Source organism: Pseudomonas sp. TE3552 (genome assembly GCF_056278945.1).
Genome location: NZ_JBWBQJ010000001.1, coordinates 5,177,501 through 5,195,704 on the forward strand (window position 1 = coordinate 5,177,501; position 18,204 = coordinate 5,195,704).

Consider the following 18,204-nt stretch of genomic DNA (forward strand, 5'->3'; position numbering starts at 1 on the left):
CAGCGACTACGTCGGCATCCAGACCCAATATCCGCTGCAGAACCTCCAGTGTGTGCTCACCCAATAAAGGCGGCGCACTACGGTACTCCACCGGCGTCTCGGAAAGACGAATCGGGCTCGCGACCTGCGGCACCATCCCGGCCAAAGCATGGGGTAGCTCAATGGCCAAGCCGCGCGCCTGAACCTGAGGATCGGCAAACACCTGGGCCAGATCATTGATTGGCCCACACGGCACGCCTGCCTGCTCCAGCTGCGCCACCCATTCAGCAGTGGTCTTGAACACAGTCGCCTGACGGATCAGCGGAATCAGTACCGCCCGATTTGCCACCCTTAGCTTATTGGTCGCAAAGCGCGGATCATCCGCCCACTGCGGCTGCCCGGCCACTTCTGCAAACTTGCGGAACTGCCCATCGTTACCCACGGTGAGGATGAAGTCGCCATCAGCCGTAGGAAAGTCCTGATAAGGCACGATATTCGGATGGGCGTTGCCTAGGCGTTTTGGCGCATTACCTGTAGTCAGGTAATTCATCGCCTGGTTGGCCAGACAAGCCACCTGAACGTCCAGCAATGCCATATCAATATGCTGACCGCTACCATCTTGATCCCGATGAGCCAAGGCCGCCAGGATCGCTACCGTTGAATAGAGACCGGTCAAAATATCTGTCAGCGCCACACCCACTTTCACCGGGCCCGCCCCCTCATCTCCTTCGGGGCGACCGGTCAAACTCATCAGACCGCCCAAGCCCTGGATCATGAAGTCATAACCCGCACGCTTCGCGTATGGACCGGTCTGACCGAACCCGGTGATCGAGCAATAGATCAACTTTGGATTAATCGCCTTGAGCGATTCATAGTCCAGCCCGTATGCCGCCAGACCACCGACCTTGAAGTTCTCGATGAGGATGTCCGACTTCGCCGCCAACTCGCGCACTAACCGCTGACCCTCTGGCCGCGTGAAGTCGATGGTCACCGACTGCTTGCTGCGGTTGGCGGACAAGTAATAGGCCGCCTCGCTGGTGTTCTCGCCATAAGCGTCTTTAAGGAACGGAGGCCCCCAGGCGCGCGTGTCATCGCCATTACCCGGGCGCTCGACCTTGATGACCTCAGCGCCAAGGTCCGCCAGGATCTGCCCGGCCCAAGGCCCGGCAAGCACCCGCGATAAATCCAGTACCCGTAGATGCGAAAGCGCCCCCATGGCCGTTCTCCTATTAATAGAACGCCTGGATGCCGGTCTGCGCGCGACCGAGGATCAGTGCATGGACGTCATGCGTACCTTCATAGGTATTCACCACTTCCAGGTTGACCAGGTGGCGAGCGACACCAAATTCGTCGGAAATACCGTTGCCACCCAGCATGTCGCGCGCCATACGCGCAATGTCGAGAGACTTGCCACAGGAATTGCGCTTCATCATCGAAGTGATCTCGACCGCAGCAGTACCTTCATCTTTCATGCGCCCCAGACGCAGGCAGCCTTGCAGCGCCAAAGTGATTTCGGTCTGCATGTCGGCCAGCTTCTTCTGGATCAACTGAGTGGCCGCCAATGGGCGGCCAAACTGCTGACGATCCAGGGTGTACTGACGAGCGGTATGCCAGCAGAATTCGGCAGCGCCCAGTGCCCCCCAGGAAATGCCGTAACGTGCCGAGTTAAGGCAGGTAAAAGGACCTTTCAAGCCCCGGACATCCGGGAAGATGTTCTCTTCAGGGACAAACACGTTGTCCATGACGATCTCACCGGTGATGGATGCACGCAGCCCAACCTTGCCGTGAATGGCCGGAGCGCTCAGACCTTTCCAACCCTTCTCCAGAACGAAGCCACGAATGTCGCCCGCATCGTCCTTGCCCCAGACCACAAACACATCGGCGATCGGACTGTTGGTGATCCACATTTTGCTGCCAGTGAGGCTGTAGCCGCCTTCCACTTTGCGTGCACGAGTAATCATCGCGCCCGGGTCGGAACCGTGGTCAGGCTCGGTCAGACCGAAGCAACCGATCCATTCACCCGAGGCCAGCTTCGGCAGGTATTTCTGCTTCTGTGCTTCGGTACCGAATTCGTTGATCGGCACCATGACCAGCGACGACTGCACACTCATCATCGAGCGATAGCCAGAATCGACACGCTCGACCTCACGGGCAATCAGACCGTAGCTGACGTAGTTAAGGCCGCTGCCACCGTATTGCTCAGGAATGGTCGCACCCAACAGACCCACTTCACCCATCTCGCGGAAGATCGCCGGGTCGGTCTTCTCATGACGGAAAGCTTCGAGAACGCGTGGCGCGAGCTTCTGCTGAGCGAATTGCTGAGCCGTGTCGCGAATCATGCGTTCTTCTTCAGTGAGCTGTTGATCCAGCAGCAGGGGATCGATCCAGTTGAAGCTAGCTTTACCGCCCATGGGTGAGTCCTCTCGAATCGGGTCAAATAACGTGGAGTGATCCTAGGCCGGGCCGGGCTTTACGACAAACGAGGATTTTGCATACTGTTGTGCTAATTTCTCACTCCGAAACGTCGCAAAATAGCCTTTATGCGATGTATTAGTGAGGTTGACGTACATGCGCAGGAAGATCCCCAGCACAACCGCCCTGATCAGTTTTGAAGCGGCAGCGCGCCACGAAAGCTTTACCAAGGCAGCCCAGGAACTTTCGCTCACTCAGGGAGCGATTTGCCGACAGATTGCCAGCCTTGAAGAGTTCCTCAGCGTCGAACTGTTCCGACGCTCGCGGCGCGGGGTGAAGCTGACGGAGGCCGGGCTTTCCTACAGCCGCCGAGTAGCCACCCAACTCGACGCCGTTGAACGGGACACCTTGTCAGTGATGGGCCAACAAGGCGCCAACGCGATCGAGCTGGCGGTGGTGCCGACCTTCGGCACTCAATGGCTGCTGCCACGACTCAAGGACTTTCAGCACAGGCACCCGGAAGTGACAGTCAACCTCACCAATCGCACGCGCCCTTTTATGTTTGCCGACACTGATTTCGATGCCGCCATCTATTTCGGCGACGCCGACTGGCCGGGCACCGAATCCCACAGGCTAATGGGCGAAAATCCTATGCCGGTGTGCAGCCCCACGTTGCTAGGCAAAAAAACCAACCTGAGCCCCGTCGAAATTGCCGAATTGCCCCTGCTGCAACAGACCACACGCCCTTATGCCTGGCGTCAGTGGTTCAACTCCCAAAACCTGAATATCCCGAGAGACATGACAGGACCGCGCTACGAGCTATTCTCCATGCTTGCCCAAGCCGCAATGCATGACATGGGGATCGCTCTGATTCCGCCGTTCCTGATTCAGCGCGAATTGGCGGAAAAGCGCTTGGTGATCGCCAACCCCCAGGCACTGTCGAGCATCAAGGCGTATTACCTGATGATTCCTGAGCGAAAGGTCGAATCAGCCTCTTTAAAGGCATTTCGTGATTGGCTGGTGAATCAGGCACAAAGCTACAGCCTAGAAGGAGAAAGGCTTACACCATTTAGCTGACTTCGTAGTCAGAAAAACAAAAGCACTACAGATATAAGTATTTGTCGCATATTGACAGACTGTACCGACAAACAGCACAAACGTCCCACAAGCTCCTGAGTACGTGGCTTTGAGCCTCTATTGGTATGCGATGTAACTTCATTCACGGTGCCAATTGTATAAATTCTTTAATTTCGGAAAAAATCCTTACACGCCACGGCCTGTAAGGGATTCAACAGGACAGTGCGACATTCGGTCACGGGGTGACTTGTAGTTAATTTTCCGTCACCCGTCATAATCCCTTGAAGGGCACAAAGTTCGCCTGCAAAATGCCGCGCCCCGCCCTGATTCGGCGGGATCGTGCTGATCGGCCGCCCCAGCCGCACCATCCGAAGTGCCTGGGTTTACTCAATAAGATCACGCAGGAGATTTGACGTGCACATTGGTGTTCCTCTCGAAACCCAGACGGGTGAAACACGGGTTGCTGCAACCCCGGAAACCATCAAGAAGCTGATCGCCCAGGGTCATAAGGTCACTGTACAAAGCGGCGCCGGCGTTAACGCCAGTGTTGTCGACAGTGCTTATGAAGCGGCAGGCGCAACCATTGGCAGCGCCAACGATGCGTTTGGTGCTGAGCTGATTCTCAAGGTGGTCACCCCCAGCGACAGCGAACTGACGCTGATCAAGAGCGGCGCCGTAGTGGTGGGCATGCTCAACCCGTTCAGCAATGAAACCATCGCCAAACTGGCCGAATGCGGCATTACCGCGTTTGCGCTGGAAGCTGCGCCACGCACCTCCCGCGCCCAGAGCCTGGATGTGCTGTCCTCCCAAGCGAACATCGCCGGTTATAAATCCGTGCTGCTGGCCGCTCACTACTATCCACGTTTCATGCCGATGCTGATGACCGCCGCAGGTACCGTGAAAGCGGCGCGCGTGCTGATTCTCGGTGCTGGTGTGGCCGGTTTGCAGGCGATTGCCACGGCAAAACGCCTGGGAGCGGTGATCGAAGCGTCCGATGTGCGTCCTGCGGTGAAGGAACAAATTGAATCCCTGGGTGCGAAATTCGTCGACGTGCCGTACGAAACCGATGAAGAGCGCGAATGCGCCGTTGGTGTCGGCGGTTATGCGCGCCCCATGCCGGCCAGCTGGATGCAGCGTCAGGCCCTGGCAGTGCATGAACGCGCCAAGCAGGCCGACATCGTCATCACCACCGCACTGATCCCGGGCCGCAAGGCTCCGACGCTATTGAGCGCCGAAACCGTAGCGCAGATGAAGCCAGGCTCGGTGGTTGTCGACCTCGCGGCAGCCCAGGGCGGCAACTGCCCGTTGACCGTGGCCGATCAGGTGGTTGTCGAGAATGGCGTGACCATTGTCGGCCCGACCAACCTGGCCGGCGCGGTCGCGGCAGACGCTTCGGCGCTGTACGCACGCAACCTGCTGGACTTCCTGAAGCTGGTCTTCAACAAAGAAGGCCAGTTTGAAGTAAACCTCGAAGACGACATCGTCGCCGCGTGCCTGATGTGCCGCGATGGCCAAGTCATCCGCAAAAACGCCTAAGCAGGGATTCAGAACGATGGAAGAGCTTATCTCCCCCGGTATCTACAACCTGATCATCTTCGTGCTGGCGATTTATGTCGGTTATCACGTGGTCTGGAACGTTACACCTGCGCTGCACACGCCGTTGATGGCGGTGACCAACGCCATCTCGGCGATCGTGATCGTTGGCGCCATGCTGGCCGCAGCACTGACCGTGACGCCACTGGGCAAGACCATGGGCACCCTGGCGGTGGCCCTGGCGGCCGTTAACGTGTTCGGTGGTTTCCTGGTAACGCGTCGCATGCTTGAGATGTTCAAGAAAAAAGCCCCGAAAGCCGTAAAAGAAGAGGCGCCCCAGTAATGAGCATGAATCTGGTAACGACGCTCTACCTGATCGCGTCGATCTGCTTCATCCAGGCCCTCAAAGGCCTGTCGCACCCCACCACGTCGCGGCGCGGCAATGTCTACGGCATGCTCGGCATGGCCCTGGCGATCCTCACCACGGTCGGCCTCATTTATAAGCTGGGCGCAGAGCTGGCTACCGCGGGCATTGGTTACGTCATCGTAGGCCTGCTGGTCGGCGGCACCGCCGGCTCGATCATGGCCAAGCGCGTTGAAATGACCAAAATGCCGGAACTGGTCGCCTTCATGCACAGCATGATCGGTATGGCCGCGGTGTTCATTGCGATCGCGGCTGTCGTTGAGCCGCAATCGCTGGGTATCGTCAAACAACTGGGCGATTCGATTCCTGCCGGTAATCGCCTGGAACTGTTCCTCGGCGCGGCCATCGGTGCAATCACCTTCTCCGGCTCGGTGATCGCCTTCGGCAAGCTGTCGGGCAAGTACAAGTTCCGTTTGTTCCAGGGTGCACCCGTACAGTTCAGCGGCCAACATAAGCTGAACCTGGTGCTGGGTCTGGCGACGCTGGCGCTGGGCATCACCTACATGTTGACTGGCAACTTCAGCGCATTCGTCCTGATGCTGGCGCTGGCGTTCGTGATGGGCGTGCTGATCATCATCCCGATCGGCGGCGCGGACATGCCCGTCGTGGTGTCGATGCTCAACAGTTACTCCGGCTGGGCTGCGGCAGGTATCGGCTTCTCGCTGAACAACTCGATGCTGATCATTGCAGGCTCCCTGGTGGGCTCAAGCGGTGCGATCCTCTCGTACATTATGTGCAAGGCGATGAACCGTTCGTTCTTCAACGTGTTGCTCGGCGGTTTCGGCAACACAGCAGATGCCGCTGGCCCGGCTGGTTCGAAAGAAGCCCGTCCGGTGAAATCCGGTTCGGCTGACGACGCGACCTTCCTGCTGACCAACGCCGACACCGTGATCATCGTGCCGGGCTACGGTTTGGCGGTAGCCCGCGCGCAGCACGCATTGAAAGAGCTGACCGAGAAGCTGACCCATCGCGGCGTGACCGTGAAGTATGCGATTCACCCGGTTGCCGGTCGTATGCCCGGCCACATGAACGTGTTGCTGGCCGAGGCCGAAGTGCCTTACGACCAGGTGTTCGAGATGGACGACATCAACTCCGAGTTCGGCCAGGCCGATGTGGTGCTGGTGTTGGGTGCCAACGACGTGGTCAACCCGGCGGCCAAGAACGATCCGAAATCGCCGATTGCTGGCATGCCAATTCTCGAAGCGTTCAAAGCCAAGACCATCATCGTCAACAAGCGCTCGATGGCCAGCGGCTATGCCGGCCTGGACAACGAGCTGTTCTACCTGGACAAGACCATGATGGTCTTCGGCGACGCCAAGAAAGTCATCGAAGATATGGTTAAAGCCGTCGAGTAATACCCTTCGGCAATCTGAACGCCCCGACTCGTCGGGGCGTTTTTGTTTGCGTCTGTTACCGATCCTGTAAAGGTGTTTTGTCTGGAAGCACCGGAATAGACGCCTTGAATGCGACCTTGGTAGCGGGACGGGCACCGCTCAAATTCACTAGACTGCGCACCTTGCTTCCGTTGCCCGAGATAACAATCATGTACCGTGACCGTATTCGCTTGCCTTCATTGTTGGACAAGGTAATGAGCGCCGCCGACGCTGCCGCTCTGATTCAGGACGGCATGACCGTCGGCATGAGCGGCTTTACCCGAGCCGGCGAAGCCAAGGCTGTGCCTCATGCGTTGGCCGAGCGCGCCAAGGTCACGCCGTTGCAAATCACCCTGATGACCGGTGCCAGCCTGGGCAACGACCTCGATAAACAGTTGACTGAAGCCGGTGTATTGTCGCGACGCATGCCGTTCCAGGTGGACAGCACCCTGCGCAAGGCAATCAATGCCGGCGAAGTCATGTTCATCGACCAGCACCTGTCGGAAACCGTAGAGCAGCTGCGTAACCAGCAACTCAAGCTGCCGGACATCGCGGTGATCGAAGCCGTGGCGATCACCGAGCAGGGCCATATCGTGCCGACCACCTCGGTGGGCAACTCAGCCAGCTTCGCGATTTTCGCCAAACACGTGATCGTCGAGATCAATCTGGCGCACAACCCGAATCTCGAAGGTCTGCACGACATCTATATCCCCACCTACCGCCCGACCCGCACACCTATTCCACTGGTGAAGGTCGACGATCGCATTGGCAGCACCGCCATCCCGATACCGCCGGAAAAAATCGTCGCGATCGTGATCACTAATCAATCCGACTCGCCATCTACTGTGCTGCCGCCGGATGCGGACACCCAAGCCATCGCCGACCACCTGATCGACTTCTTCAAACAAGAAGTGGCTGCCGGGCGCATGACCAACAAGCTTGGCCCATTGCAAGCCGGTATCGGCAGCATTGCCAACGCAGTGATGTGCGGCTTGATCGACTCACCATTCGAAGACCTGACCATGTACTCCGAAGTGCTGCAGGATTCGACTTTCGATTTGATCGATGCCGGCAAGCTGAGCTTTGCTTCGGGCAGTTCGATCACCCTGTCGAGCCGACGCAACGCCGATGTATTCGGGAATCTGGAGCACTATAAGGACAAGCTGGTGCTGCGCCCCCAGGAAATCTCCAATCACCCCGAAGTGGTGCGGCGCCTGGGCATCATCGGCATCAACACCGCGCTGGAATTTGACCTGTATGGCAACGTCAACTCCACTCACGTCTGCGGCACGCGGATGATGAACGGCATCGGCGGCTCGGGCGACTTCGCGCGCAATGCGCACTTGGCGATCTTTGTCACCAAGTCGATCGCCAAGGGCGGGGCGATTTCCAGCGTGGTTCCCATGGTCAGCCACGTCGACCACACAGAACATGACGTCGATATCCTCGTGACCGAGATTGGCCTGGCCGATCTGCGTGGCTTGGCGCCGCGCGAGCGTGCGCGCGTCATCATCGATAACTGTGTTCATCCGGACTATCGCCCGGCCTTGAATGCCTACTTCACTGCTGCTTGCGCAGTCGGCGGGCACACTCCGCACATCCTGCGCGATGCCCTGAGTTGGCACATAAACCTGGAAGAAACCGGGCGAATGCTGGCGGGGTAATTGATACAGATAGCGGCTGACGCAAACACAGTTTCGTCAGCTCGCTGTGGCAACACTCAATATTGTCAAAAACTGTACTGCTGTATTGGTATTTTCCTACCGTAATCGCCTACCTTTCCCGGTCAAACAATCAAAAATGCACCATTTAGGTGCCGATAGGTACAGTTGCCTCAATTTTGACCAGTACACCACCGTTTAACAGTTAACTGGTCTCTCACAATACAGGTGAACTGTATCTACAGAGGCTGGCCAAACGAGAGGATCATTGGCATCAGTTAAACCACTACCTAATCCCGCCATAAGCGGAAGGATGTCAACCATGGAACGTACACTCAGTTCCGAACTGTTCTTCGAAGACACTGCTGCAAAAACCCAGGCTTCCCTGCCTCTGCGCGTTATTGCCAACCTGATGCTGTGGCAACGCCGCATCACCAGCCGCCATCAACTGGCTCGTCTGGATTCGCGTCTGCTGGCTGATGCCGGGATTAGCGAAGCACAACGCTACGAAGAGCTGAGCAAGCCGTTCTGGCGCTAAGTTAGCGTCGCTGGCCCTGACCCACCGGGTCCACCGCCAGCAACCCGAATTGAACAAACAGAACCCGTCGTGGGAAACCACGACGGGTTTTGTCGTTCTGGAGCTTCATATTGGGTCGTTACAGAAGAGATAGCCACCGACAGGTACAGTTTTTAATTACTTAAAATGCACCAGTACAATTCTATCGGAGTGTGTCTGCGCCTGCATGAGTGACGGGATCACTATTGAGTCGATCGACAGCTCTCGGATTTGGGCATCAGCCATGCCACTGACTCAACGAAGTGGACAAACCATTCTGGCGCTAGCTTGTCTATTAACAGACAGGACTGTTCTAACTGATATACACAGGCCTAATATCCAGACAGAACGTGGCGAACGCTTTACGACAGCCGTCTGATCCTGCGCCACCTCTCAATCGATCGACCCAAAGGAGTTTCTCCCATGTCCCGTCTTCGTCTGCTCAGTGCCGCAGCCCTGCTTGCCGTGGCTGCCAATTCCCACGCCTCCAGCTTTATCGTGACCACCGATACCGTTGTGGATGGGCTGAAGGCTTCCTCCAATGCGACTTCGGATGTCTCGTCCTCCTTTCGCGACGATAAAATTGTGCGTGCTGCCCGTGACGATGCCGCCAGCTTCGTTGCCAGTGAAGGTGCCATCCGTGGCGTGAAGCTGGAAAGCGCACTCGACCATATCCGCCAACAGGCTCCGCAACTGAATGCGACCGACGCACAACTGGCTCAAGCTATCCTGACGATCTAAGCGACAGCTCTGAAACGGGACACGCCCGTCGTGTCCCAATGTTTCGGCGCTGGCTCTAGTCCAGGCATTGCGCTAGCCTTGGGACTCGCTTTCAGCTATCGAGTCTCATGCGTTTTCCTTCAAGTCTGTTGATTACTCCGGTTTGTCTTGCGATCTGCTGGTCGGGCTCAGCCCATGCCTTCGACGCCTTTAACCTGTCCACACAAGGCACTGTGGCCAGTGGTTATGCCACCAGCATGGTGACCTCCGCGCCCTTCGACCATAAACTGCTGATCGCCGCCCGGGATGACGCTGCAGCGTTCATCGCCAGTGACGGCCAACTGCGAGGAGCGCAACTGGAATCCGCTTTGATTTACCTGCGCCAGACCCAGCCAAAACTTCATGCCAGCGACCTTGAACTGGCGCAGGCAATTCTCGTCCAATAGTTATCCCTTGTTTCTCCGGAGTCGTTCCATGCGTAGCCCGCTGATTGCTGCCACCCTTGGCCTGCTGTTGTTGGCCGACGTGGCCCAGGCGCACACCCTGGTAGCCACCAGTAACATGCTCATTCGTGCCACCCAGCGCACACTTGATTTCACTTCCGATACCACCACGTCCATCCGCGATTCGAAGATCGTCCGTGAAGCCCACGACGATGCGGCCAGTTTCGTCGCCAGCGAGGGTGAAATCCGTGGAGCACACCTGGAAGCGGCCTTCGACACCTTGCGCACCCGCGTACCGGAAGCCCGCGACGCCAGTGATCAGGTTCTCGCCGAAGCCATCCTCGCACTGTGAAATCACTAAGCGCCTGGCTGCTGGCCGGGGTTGTGTTGCTGCTTGGCAACACGGCCCAGGCCGGCCTGCAATTACGGCTCAAGACCGACGGCCTGAGCCCCGCGCAACAGCAGGCCAGTCAAGCGCTGCTCGATGAAGCCATGCAAGCGTTACCGCCGCGCTTCATTGAGCAACTGGACCGGCGTATCGAGGTCGGCTGGACCGATGACATGCCGAGCAATGCCTACGGCCAGGCGTCGCTGGTGTCCGAGCTAGACTTGAATCGCAATCTGCTCGCCAGCCTCACCGACGGCAGCGCCGCGACCAAAAAAACCTATCGTCCCCACGGCACCGTGCGCCAGGAAATGCTCGCCACGGTGTTGCACGAGCTCACCCACATCTACGACCGCGCACGCCTGTGGCCGGACGCCGAGCGCACACTGATCCAGCGCTGCACACAACGTAACAGCAGCTCCGGGCTGATCGGTATCCCGGATCAATGCCGCGGGCAGACGGCGAGACGCTGGACCCTCAGCGACGATCCACGTCTGCTCGACCTCGCCGGCTGGCCGCAGTATGTCGGCCGACGCGGCGAGCGCGAACAGCACAACCGGCAGATTGCCCGCAGCCCGGACATCTACGAGACGAGCAGCCCGAAGGAGTTCGTCGCGGTCAACATGGAGTACTTCCTCCTCGACCCGAGCTATGCCTGCCGTCGCCCTGCGCTGTATCGCTACTACAAAGAACATTTCGGCTGGGCCCCCGCCGCCAAAGACTCGTGCGCCCAATCATTCGCCTTCCTCAATGCCGGTAGCGACTTCGCCAAACAGCCCTTGGGCCAGGTTGATCCGGAGCGGGTTTACGCCGTCGACTATCTGCTGGCAGAAGCCAACCAGAACTGGGTCAGTCGCTGGGGCCACAGCATGCTGCGACTGGTGATCTGCGCGCCCGGTCGGCCTCGCGGGCCGGATTGCCGCCTCGACCTGGATCAGCACCTGGTGCTGTCCTACCGCGCCTTCGTCAGTGACTTACAGCTCTCGAGCTGGGATGGGCTGGTGGGCAAATACCCTTCGCGTTTGTTTGTCTTGCCGCTGGCCCAGGTGATCGACGAATACACCAAGACCGAACTGCGCAGCCTCGCCTCGGTACCGCTGAACCTGTCGCGTAGCGAGATCGAAGAGGTGGTGGAACACGCCGCGGAGATGCACTGGAGCTACGATGGCAACTACTTCTTCCTGTCCAACAACTGCGCGGTGGAAGGCCTGAAATTACTGCGCAGCGGCACCAATAATGCGCAATTGGTCGGCCTCGACAGCATCATGCCCAATGGCTTGCTGGAAGTACTCAAGGGCCGCGGACTGGCGAACACCAGCGTACTCGACGATCCTCGCGAAGCATTACGCCTGGGCTATCGCTTCGACTCCTTCCGCGATCGTTATCAAGCGATGTTCGAAGTGCTGAAAAAGCATTTGCCGATCAAGCAGGAAAAGGTCGAAGACTGGCTGTCATTGAAAGCTGAAGAGCGCCGCAAATGGATTGACCAAGCTGACTTGCGCACCAGCGCGGCATTGCTGCTGCTGGAGCAGGCAAGTTTTCGCCAACAGCTGGTGCTGGCCCAGGACGAAGTGAAACAGCGCTACCTGGGCGCTCGGGAACTGAACAATGGCGGCATGGACAAGGCCAATGCGACTTTGCAGCAGATTCTCGCCAACAGCGGCTTCCTCAGCCGTCCGGCCGAACTGCTTGGCACCGGTGGTTATGGTTTACCGCAACCGAACGAGTGGACACGCCTGGAATCGGAAAGCAGCTTGCGCCAAAAGCAGCTTCACGCGCTGACCGGGGACCTCGACAAGGAAGTGAGGGCACTGCTCGAGCCGAGCCGTGCCGCTGAAATGGCCGCCAACGAAGCCAACCTGAAACAGGTTGGCGAACATTTGCGCAAGTTGCACAAGGCTGCGGGCGGGTTGGAGTTGCCCTGAGATAGAGGATCTGCGAAAGACCAGAGATCCTCTGTGGCGAGGGAGCTTGCTCCCGTTCGGTAGCGAAGCTGTCGTAGTGCGGTGCCTGGCCGATTTTGGGGCCGCTTCGCGCCCCAGCGGGAGCAAGCTCCCTCGCCACAATGGATCGCCTTCCCCCTTAGGCGTGGATCAATACAAAACCCCATCGAGAATCTCATAAACGATCCCGGTACCTACGGCGATCAGCACAATGTCGCCGCCTGCACGACGCCACTCGTAACCCGGGTAATACGGCAGTCACTGAGCATCAGCACGCCCAGGCTGGCAATCAGACGTTTCGGCATTTTCATCAGATCTACCCTCACAGCACAGGCAGCAAAAAGGGGTTCAGAACGTGGTCCTGAACCCCTCGGTCTTGCTGTTTAGTCTGTGCCGCGAGCCTCTAATTCCTCTGTATCAGGAACTTTACCTTCAGCTGACCCGTGCTTTACGCACGCCATCGGACAAGGCTGCGCACAGGCTGAGTACGCCTTCCACAGCCTGGTCCGGAGTCGAAGCATTGGCGATGTGATCGATCAGCGCCGACCCCACCACCACACCATCGGCCAGACGTGCGATGGATGCTGCCTGTTCCGGAGTACGAATACCGAAACCGATACTGATCGGCAGATCAGTATGACGACGCAGACGGGTGACGGCTTCTTCGACATGCTCCAGAGTCGCCGCCCCTGCACCGGTCACACCCGCCACCGACACGTAGTAAACAAAGCCCGAGCTGCCATTCAGAACAGTCGGCAAACGCACGTCGTCAGTTGTCGGAGTGGTGAGACGAATGAAGTCCAGGCCCGCCGCCTGTGCCGGGTCGCACAGTTCGCCGTTATGCTCGGGTGGCATGTCGACCACAATCAGGCCGTCGACACCGGCCTCTTTGGCTTCTGCGATGAAACGCGGCACGCCGTACATGTGAATCGGGTTGAAGTAACCCATCAACACCAGCGGAGTCTCGCTGTTGCCTTTGCGGAACTCGCGAACCATTTGCAGGGTTTTCGCCAGGTTCTGCTTGGCGCCCAAGGCACGAATGTTGGCCAACTGGATCGCCGGACCATCGGCCATCGGATCAGTGAAGGGCATGCCCAACTCGATCACGTCGGCGCCGGCACCGGGCAAGCCTTTGAGGATCGCCAGGGACGTGTCGTAGCTCGGATCGCCGGCGGTCACGAAGGTCACCAGGGCGGCGCGGTTCTGTTCCTTGAGTTCGGCAAAACGCGTTTGCAGGCGGCTCATCAGTGTTTCTCCTGCTTGGATTGCTGAGAGTGTTCCATGTGGTGCATCACGGTCTGCATGTCTTTGTCGCCGCGACCGGACAAGTTGACCACCATCAGGTGATCTTTCGGCAGGGTCGGTGCGCGTTTGAACACTTCCGCCAGGGCATGGGCGCTTTCCAGTGCAGGAATGATCCCTTCCAGGCGGCAGCATTTGTGGAATGCGTCGAGGGCTTCATCGTCAGTCACCGAGGTGTACTGGACACGGCCGATGTCATGCAACCAGGCGTGTTCCGGGCCGATGCCTGGATAGTCGAGGCCGGCGGAAATCGAGTGGGCGTCGATAATCTGGCCATCATCGTCCTGCAACAGGAACGTACGGTTGCCGTGCAGCACGCCTGGCACGCCGCCGTTCAGGCTGGCCGCGTGCTTGCCGGTTTCGATGCCGTAACCGGCGGCTTCGACGCCGATGATCTCAACGCTCTTGTCATCGAGGAACGGGTGGAACAGGCCCATGGCATTGGAACCGCCGCCGATGCACGCCACCAGGCTGTCGGGCAGACGGCCTTCCTGGGCTTGCAATTGTTCGCGAGTTTCCTTGCCAATAACCGCCTGGAAGTCACGAACCATGGCCGGGTAAGGGTGCGGGCCAGCCACAGTGCCGATCAGGTAGAAGGTGCTGTCGACGTTGGTCACCCAGTCACGCAGGGCTTCGTTCATTGCGTCTTTGAGGGTGCCGGTGCCCGCAACCACCGGGATCACTTCGGCGCCCAGCAGCTTCATGCGAAACACGTTGGCCTGCTGACGTTCGATGTCGGTAGTGCCCATGTAGATCACGCAATCGAGGCCAAAACGTGCGGCCACGGTGGCAGTCGCCACACCGTGCATGCCAGCGCCGGTCTCGGCAATGATGCGTTTTTTGCCCATGCGCCGCGCCAGCAGAATCTGGCCGATGCAGTTGTTGATCTTGTGCGCGCCGGTGTGGTTCAGCTCTTCGCGCTTGAGGTAAATCTTCGCGCCGCCACAGAACTCTGTCAGACGCTCGGCGAAATACAGTGGGCTTGGGCGTCCGACGTAATCACGCTGGAAGTAGGCCAATTCTTCTTTGAACGCCGGATCTTCCTTGGCCGCTTCGTATTCACGGGCCAGGTCGAGGATCAACGGCATCAGGGTTTCGGCGACGTAGCGGCCACCGAACGCGCCAAACAGGCCATTGGCGTCGGGGCCGTTGCGCAGATTAGTCTGGGTCATGGGTCGCTCCAGTTGTATTCGAGAGGTGACGATGGGGTTCACTCTACCCCTGACGTTCCACCCTGAAAACCGATAAGATCGCCACAACCTGTCAGGAAAACTCACAGATCCCATGAGCCATGACCTTCCCCCGCTGAACGCTCTTCGCGCCTTCGAAGCCTCTGCCCGCCTGAACAGCGTCAGTCAGGCCGCCGAACAGCTGCACGTCACTCATGGTGCAGTCAGCCGGCAACTCAAGGTGCTGGAAGAACACCTCGGCGTGAGCCTGTTCGTCAAGGATGGACGTGGCCTTAAACTCACAGATGCCGGCGTTCGTTTGCGCGATGCCAGCGGCGAAGCTTTCGAGCGTTTGCGCACCGTTTGCGCCGAATTGACCCAAAGCACCGCCGATGCGCCGTTCGTGCTCGGCTGCTCGGGCAGCCTGCTGGCACGCTGGTTCATTCCGCGCTTGGGTCGATTGAATGCGGACCTGCCGGATTTACGCCTGCACCTGTCGGCTGGCGAAGGCGATCTCGATCCACGGCGGCCCGGCCTGGATGCCTTGCTGGTGTTTGCCGAGCCGCCATGGCCGGCGGACATGCAGGTCTACGAACTGGCCAGCGAACGAATCGGCCCGGTCATGAGCCCGCGATTCGCCGGTTACCAAAGGCTGCAGGGAGCACCGGCAAACGCACTGTTGACCGAACCCTTGCTGCACACCACCTCACGCCCGCAAGCCTGGCCGAGTTGGGCACAGCAAAGCGGCCTCGACGCCAAGGCGCTGCGGTATGGTCAGGGTTTCGAGCATTTGTATTATTTGCTGGAGGCGGCGGTGGCCGGGCTAGGCGTGGCTATCGCGCCTGAGCCGCTGGTGGCCGAGGACGTGAAGGCCGGTCGCCTGGTGGCGCCATGGGGCTTCTGTGAAACCCCGGCGCACCTGGCATTGTGGCTACCCAAGCGCGCCGCGGACGGGCGCGCTCGGCAACTGGCGCAATGGCTTAAAAACGAACTGCGCCAGACACCTTAATTACCGCGTCGGCACAGTAGATAGGCCGCGAGCAGGCCCAGCGCACCAACGGCGACACCGGCTGTAGTCCAAGGGTGTTCCTGGGCGTAGTCACGTGTCGCGATCCCGGTTTCACGGGTTTTGACCTTCACCTCTTCATAGGCATCGGCGAGCAGATGGCGCGAGTGTTTCAGCGCGTTCTCGGCGTTGCTTTTCAGCGTTTTAAGGGTTCTACGCGACTCGTCCGAGGCGTCGTCCTTCAGGCTTTCCAACGATTTCAGCAGACTCTCGATCTCCGCTTCCATGCTTTGCAATGAGGCTTTGCGTAACGACGTGTTGGCCATGGTGGCTCTCCTGCATTGTTTGAGTTGCGTGTGTTGGTTGGGACTTCAGAGGTTCGAGAAAGTGCAGTAAATCTGAACGTCCCCCACGGATTGTTCGACAGAAGACATAAGAAAAATCACTGCTAGGCTGTATTTCACACCCTTAGGAGAACGCCATGACTGACCATCACACCTACAAGAAAGTCGAGCTGGTTGGCTCATCCACCACCAGCATTGAAGACGCCATCAACAATGCCCTGGCCGAGGCCAGCAAAAGCCTCAAGTACATGGAATGGTTTGAAGTGACCGAAACCCGTGGGCACATCAAGGACGGTAAAGCTGCACACTTCCAGGTGACCCTCAAAGTCGGATTCCGGATTGCCAGCAGTTGAGGTTGAGCCGGGCTTCTGAACTTGCGCGTCGGCCGAGTGCCATAGCAATGGCAGAGCGCTGCATGGTGAGCTCATCCGCCGATGGCTGGATGCCCTCTCCTATTGATCCGACCAGGGAGTGCAACCTATGAAGAAGTTTATTTTGGCGGTAGGTTTGTTGAGCCTTGCGGGAACAGCCTTTGCCCAGGGCAAGTCGTGCGACGAGCTGAAAGCCGAAATCGCAGCGAAACTGGATGCCAAGGGTGTTTCCAACTACACACTGGAAATCGTCGACAAAGGCGCTGCTGCTGACGGAAAAGTCGTCGGCATCTGTGAAAAAGGCTCCAGGCAAATCGTCTACAAGCAGGGCTGATCGCCCTCGAAAATGAAAAAGCCGACGCAATAGCGTCGGCTTTTTTGTGGGCGTTTGAACCTCAGCCCTTCATGACCTGCGCCAGCAGCTCGTAGGAATGTACGCGATCAGCATGTTCGTATAGGTCACAGGTGAAAATCAGCTCATCCGCCTGAGTCTGCTCGATCAGCACCTCAAGTTTGGCGCGGATTTTCTGCGGACTGCCGACCATGGCCAGCCCCAGGAAATCACCAACCGCTTCTCTCTCATGGGGCAACCACAAGCCGTCCATGGTCTTCACGGGTGGACGTTGCACCAGGCTCTGGCCACGCATCAGCGCGAGAATCCGCTGGTAGACCGAAGTGGCCAGGTAGTCGGCCTGTTCATCGGTGTCCGCGGCCACCAGCGGCACGCCGAGCATCACGTAAGGTTTATCCAATACTGCTGAAGGCTTGAAGTGGTTGCGATAGATACGAATCGCCTCATGCATGAAGCGCGGTGCGAAATGTGAGGCGAAGGCGTAGGGCAAACCGCGCTCACCCGCCAGCTGCGCACTGAACAGGCTCGAACCCAGCAACCAGACCGGAACATTAGTGCCGGTACCCGGCATGGCAATGATCCGCTGGTCCGGCGTGCGTGGGCCGAGGTAGCGCATCAGTTCAGTCACGTCTTGCGGGAAGTCGTCGGCACTGCCGGAACGCTCACGACGCAAGGCGCGGGCGGTCATTTGATCGGAGCCGGGGGCGCGGCCCAGGCCTAGATCGATCCGGCCGGGATACAGACTTTCAAGCGTGCCGAACTGCTCAGCGATAATCAGTGGCGCGTGGTTGGGCAGCATTACACCCCCCGAACCGACACGAATGGTCGAAGTGCCGCCGGCCAGATAGCCCAACAGGACAGAGGTCGCCGAGCTGGCGATCCCATCCATATTGTGGTGTTCGGCGACCCAGAAGCGGTTGTAGCCGAATTTTTCGACGTGCTGCGCCAGGTCCAGGGAATTGCGCAGGGACTGGGCCGCGCTGCCGTTCTCCCGTACGGGCACCAGATCGAGGGTCGAAAATTTGATATCAGACAGTCGTTTCATCAATCTGCTTCTCCAATGAGTAAGCAGGTTTTTGAATGAAAACCTGCCAAGTCCATAAATGTGTCCTATGCAATGAGGGCATATACCCGAGTTTCAATAGGAGGAGCAA

19 protein-coding genes and 1 pseudogene (1 of these 20 running past the window's edge) are annotated in these 18,204 nt (G+C 58.5%); 13 read left to right on the forward strand and 7 right to left on the reverse strand.

What is annotated here, in order from left to right; translation table 11 throughout:
- Both ACZ9BB_RS23320 and ACZ9BB_RS23325 read right to left on the reverse strand, forming a co-directional pair.
- Positions 1 to 1,195, reverse strand: the 5' portion of a protein-coding gene (locus tag ACZ9BB_RS23320) for a CaiB/BaiF CoA transferase family protein (protein ID WP_476216585.1). It extends 26 nt beyond the left edge of the window; only the first 1,195 of its 1,221 coding nucleotides appear in the window; the start codon lies at positions 1,193 to 1,195; the stop codon falls past the left edge of the window.
- Positions 1,196 to 1,208: 13 nt separating this feature from the next.
- Entirely contained in the window at positions 1,209 to 2,390 is a 1,182-nt protein-coding gene (locus ACZ9BB_RS23325; RefSeq protein WP_476216587.1) for an acyl-CoA dehydrogenase, read from the reverse strand.
- A gap of 157 nt (positions 2,391 to 2,547) precedes the next feature.
- Between ACZ9BB_RS23325 and ACZ9BB_RS23330 the strand changes: the two genes are divergently transcribed.
- The 10 genes from ACZ9BB_RS23330 to ACZ9BB_RS23375 all read left to right on the forward strand — a co-directional run bounded on the left by ACZ9BB_RS23330 (position 2,548) and on the right by ACZ9BB_RS23375 (position 12,488).
- Positions 2,548 to 3,468 (forward strand): LysR family transcriptional regulator, encoded by a 921-nt coding sequence (locus ACZ9BB_RS23330; protein ID WP_476216589.1) that lies wholly within the window; start codon positions 2,548 to 2,550, stop codon positions 3,466 to 3,468.
- A gap of 414 nt (positions 3,469 to 3,882) precedes the next feature.
- Positions 3,883 to 5,004, forward strand: coding sequence for a Re/Si-specific NAD(P)(+) transhydrogenase subunit alpha (locus tag ACZ9BB_RS23335; RefSeq protein WP_476216591.1), 1,122 nt, complete (start codon positions 3,883 to 3,885; stop codon positions 5,002 to 5,004).
- Positions 5,005 to 5,020: 16 nt separating this feature from the next.
- Positions 5,021 to 5,344: an NAD(P) transhydrogenase subunit alpha part 2 gene (locus ACZ9BB_RS23340; protein WP_007902743.1), complete on the forward strand. Its 324-nt coding sequence runs from the start codon at positions 5,021 to 5,023 to the stop codon at positions 5,342 to 5,344.
- Positions 5,344 to 6,780 (forward strand): NAD(P)(+) transhydrogenase (Re/Si-specific) subunit beta, encoded by a 1,437-nt coding sequence (locus tag ACZ9BB_RS23345; protein WP_476216594.1) that lies wholly within the window; start codon positions 5,344 to 5,346, stop codon positions 6,778 to 6,780. Before ACZ9BB_RS23340 ends, ACZ9BB_RS23345 begins: the two co-directional genes overlap by 1 nt.
- A gap of 188 nt (positions 6,781 to 6,968) precedes the next feature.
- Positions 6,969 to 8,462 carry an acetyl-CoA hydrolase/transferase family protein gene (locus tag ACZ9BB_RS23350; protein WP_476216596.1) on the forward strand — a complete coding sequence of 498 codons (1,494 nt, stop codon included), beginning with the start codon at positions 6,969 to 6,971 and terminating at the stop codon, positions 8,460 to 8,462.
- A gap of 319 nt (positions 8,463 to 8,781) precedes the next feature.
- Entirely contained in the window at positions 8,782 to 8,997 is a 216-nt protein-coding gene (locus tag ACZ9BB_RS23355) for a DUF1127 domain-containing protein (protein ID WP_008018491.1), read from the forward strand.
- A gap of 441 nt (positions 8,998 to 9,438) precedes the next feature.
- Positions 9,439 to 9,756, forward strand: a complete 318-nt coding sequence (locus ACZ9BB_RS23360) for a DUF2388 domain-containing protein (RefSeq protein ID WP_476216598.1) — start codon at positions 9,439 to 9,441, stop codon at positions 9,754 to 9,756.
- 107 nt (positions 9,757 to 9,863) lie between these two features.
- Positions 9,864 to 10,181: a DUF2388 domain-containing protein gene (locus ACZ9BB_RS23365; RefSeq protein WP_476216600.1), complete on the forward strand. Its 318-nt coding sequence runs from the start codon at positions 9,864 to 9,866 to the stop codon at positions 10,179 to 10,181.
- A gap of 28 nt (positions 10,182 to 10,209) precedes the next feature.
- Positions 10,210 to 10,530, forward strand: a complete 321-nt coding sequence (locus tag ACZ9BB_RS23370; protein WP_476216602.1) for a DUF2388 domain-containing protein — start codon at positions 10,210 to 10,212, stop codon at positions 10,528 to 10,530.
- The gene (locus tag ACZ9BB_RS23375) at positions 10,527 to 12,488 is read left to right on the forward strand and encodes a DUF7844 domain-containing protein (protein WP_476216604.1); all 1,962 of its coding nucleotides are present in this window, start codon (positions 10,527 to 10,529) and stop codon (positions 12,486 to 12,488) included. The genes ACZ9BB_RS23370 and ACZ9BB_RS23375 overlap by 4 nt, the downstream gene beginning before the upstream one ends.
- A 168-nt stretch (positions 12,489 to 12,656) precedes the next feature.
- Here ACZ9BB_RS23375 and ACZ9BB_RS23380 read toward each other — a convergent pair.
- The 3 genes and pseudogenes from ACZ9BB_RS23380 to trpB all read right to left on the reverse strand — a co-directional run.
- A pseudogene (locus tag ACZ9BB_RS23380) lies at positions 12,657 to 12,764 on the reverse strand (RcnB family protein); the annotation flags it as partial.
- Between the two features lie 174 nt (positions 12,765 to 12,938).
- Positions 12,939 to 13,751: a tryptophan synthase subunit alpha gene (gene trpA / locus ACZ9BB_RS23385; RefSeq protein ID WP_476216606.1), complete on the reverse strand. Its 813-nt coding sequence runs from the start codon at positions 13,749 to 13,751 to the stop codon at positions 12,939 to 12,941.
- On the reverse strand, positions 13,751 to 14,980 hold the full coding sequence (gene trpB / locus ACZ9BB_RS23390) for a tryptophan synthase subunit beta (RefSeq protein WP_218395811.1): 1,230 nt from the start codon (positions 14,978 to 14,980) through the stop codon (positions 13,751 to 13,753). Before trpB ends, trpA begins: the two co-directional genes overlap by 1 nt.
- Before the next feature lie 112 nt (positions 14,981 to 15,092).
- On the opposite strand from trpB, the gene ACZ9BB_RS23395 reads away from it, so the two are divergent.
- Complete coding sequence (locus tag ACZ9BB_RS23395) at positions 15,093 to 15,986, forward strand: LysR family transcriptional regulator (protein WP_476216609.1); 894 nt, start codon at positions 15,093 to 15,095, stop codon at positions 15,984 to 15,986.
- Here ACZ9BB_RS23395 and ACZ9BB_RS23400 read toward each other — a convergent pair.
- On the reverse strand, positions 15,983 to 16,309 hold the full coding sequence (locus tag ACZ9BB_RS23400; protein WP_476216611.1) for an ElaB/YgaM/YqjD family protein: 327 nt from the start codon (positions 16,307 to 16,309) through the stop codon (positions 15,983 to 15,985). The genes ACZ9BB_RS23395 and ACZ9BB_RS23400 overlap by 4 nt on opposite strands.
- A gap of 155 nt (positions 16,310 to 16,464) precedes the next feature.
- On the opposite strand from ACZ9BB_RS23400, the gene ACZ9BB_RS23405 reads away from it, so the two are divergent.
- The gene (locus tag ACZ9BB_RS23405) at positions 16,465 to 16,680 is read left to right on the forward strand and encodes a dodecin (RefSeq protein WP_476216613.1); all 216 of its coding nucleotides are present in this window, start codon (positions 16,465 to 16,467) and stop codon (positions 16,678 to 16,680) included.
- A 127-nt stretch (positions 16,681 to 16,807) separates the two neighbouring features.
- A complete protein-coding gene (locus ACZ9BB_RS23410) occupies positions 16,808 to 17,032 on the forward strand; it encodes a DUF1161 domain-containing protein (protein ID WP_476216615.1) in 225 nt (74 codons plus the stop codon).
- 61 nt (positions 17,033 to 17,093) lie between these two features.
- Here the strand turns inward: ACZ9BB_RS23410 and ACZ9BB_RS23415 are convergent, their stop codons facing one another.
- Positions 17,094 to 18,095, reverse strand: a complete 1,002-nt coding sequence (locus ACZ9BB_RS23415) for an LLM class flavin-dependent oxidoreductase (RefSeq protein WP_476216617.1) — start codon at positions 18,093 to 18,095, stop codon at positions 17,094 to 17,096.
- Positions 18,096 to 18,204: the final 109 nt, after the last annotated feature.

Bases quoted from the DNA above. Each gene is read 5' to 3' on its own strand.
- ACZ9BB_RS23330 (WP_476216589.1), top strand. From the start codon at position 2,548: ATGCGCAGGAAGATCCCCAGCACAACCGCCCTGATCAGTTTTGAAGCG.
- ACZ9BB_RS23340 (WP_007902743.1), top strand. From the start codon at position 5,021: ATGGAAGAGCTTATCTCCCCCGGTATCTACAACCTGATCATCTTCGTG.
- ACZ9BB_RS23405 (WP_476216613.1), top strand. From the start codon at position 16,465: ATGACTGACCATCACACCTACAAGAAAGTCGAGCTGGTTGGCTCATCC.
- trpB (WP_218395811.1), bottom strand. From the start codon at position 14,980: ATGACCCAGACTAATCTGCGCAACGGCCCCGACGCCAATGGCCTGTTT.
- ACZ9BB_RS23350 (WP_476216596.1), top strand. From the start codon at position 6,969: ATGTACCGTGACCGTATTCGCTTGCCTTCATTGTTGGACAAGGTAATG.
- ACZ9BB_RS23325 (WP_476216587.1), bottom strand. From the start codon at position 2,390: ATGGGCGGTAAAGCTAGCTTCAACTGGATCGATCCCCTGCTGCTGGAT.
- ACZ9BB_RS23395 (WP_476216609.1), top strand. From the start codon at position 15,093: ATGAGCCATGACCTTCCCCCGCTGAACGCTCTTCGCGCCTTCGAAGCC.
- ACZ9BB_RS23355 (WP_008018491.1), top strand. From the start codon at position 8,782: ATGGAACGTACACTCAGTTCCGAACTGTTCTTCGAAGACACTGCTGCA.
- ACZ9BB_RS23345 (WP_476216594.1), top strand. From the start codon at position 5,344: ATGAGCATGAATCTGGTAACGACGCTCTACCTGATCGCGTCGATCTGC.
- ACZ9BB_RS23400 (WP_476216611.1), bottom strand. From the start codon at position 16,309: ATGGCCAACACGTCGTTACGCAAAGCCTCATTGCAAAGCATGGAAGCG.
- ACZ9BB_RS23360 (WP_476216598.1), top strand. From the start codon at position 9,439: ATGTCCCGTCTTCGTCTGCTCAGTGCCGCAGCCCTGCTTGCCGTGGCT.
- ACZ9BB_RS23365 (WP_476216600.1), top strand. From the start codon at position 9,864: ATGCGTTTTCCTTCAAGTCTGTTGATTACTCCGGTTTGTCTTGCGATC.
- ACZ9BB_RS23370 (WP_476216602.1), top strand. From the start codon at position 10,210: ATGCGTAGCCCGCTGATTGCTGCCACCCTTGGCCTGCTGTTGTTGGCC.
- ACZ9BB_RS23410 (WP_476216615.1), top strand. From the start codon at position 16,808: ATGAAGAAGTTTATTTTGGCGGTAGGTTTGTTGAGCCTTGCGGGAACA.
- ACZ9BB_RS23415 (WP_476216617.1), bottom strand. From the start codon at position 18,095: ATGAAACGACTGTCTGATATCAAATTTTCGACCCTCGATCTGGTGCCC.
- trpA (WP_476216606.1), bottom strand. From the start codon at position 13,751: ATGAGCCGCCTGCAAACGCGTTTTGCCGAACTCAAGGAACAGAACCGC.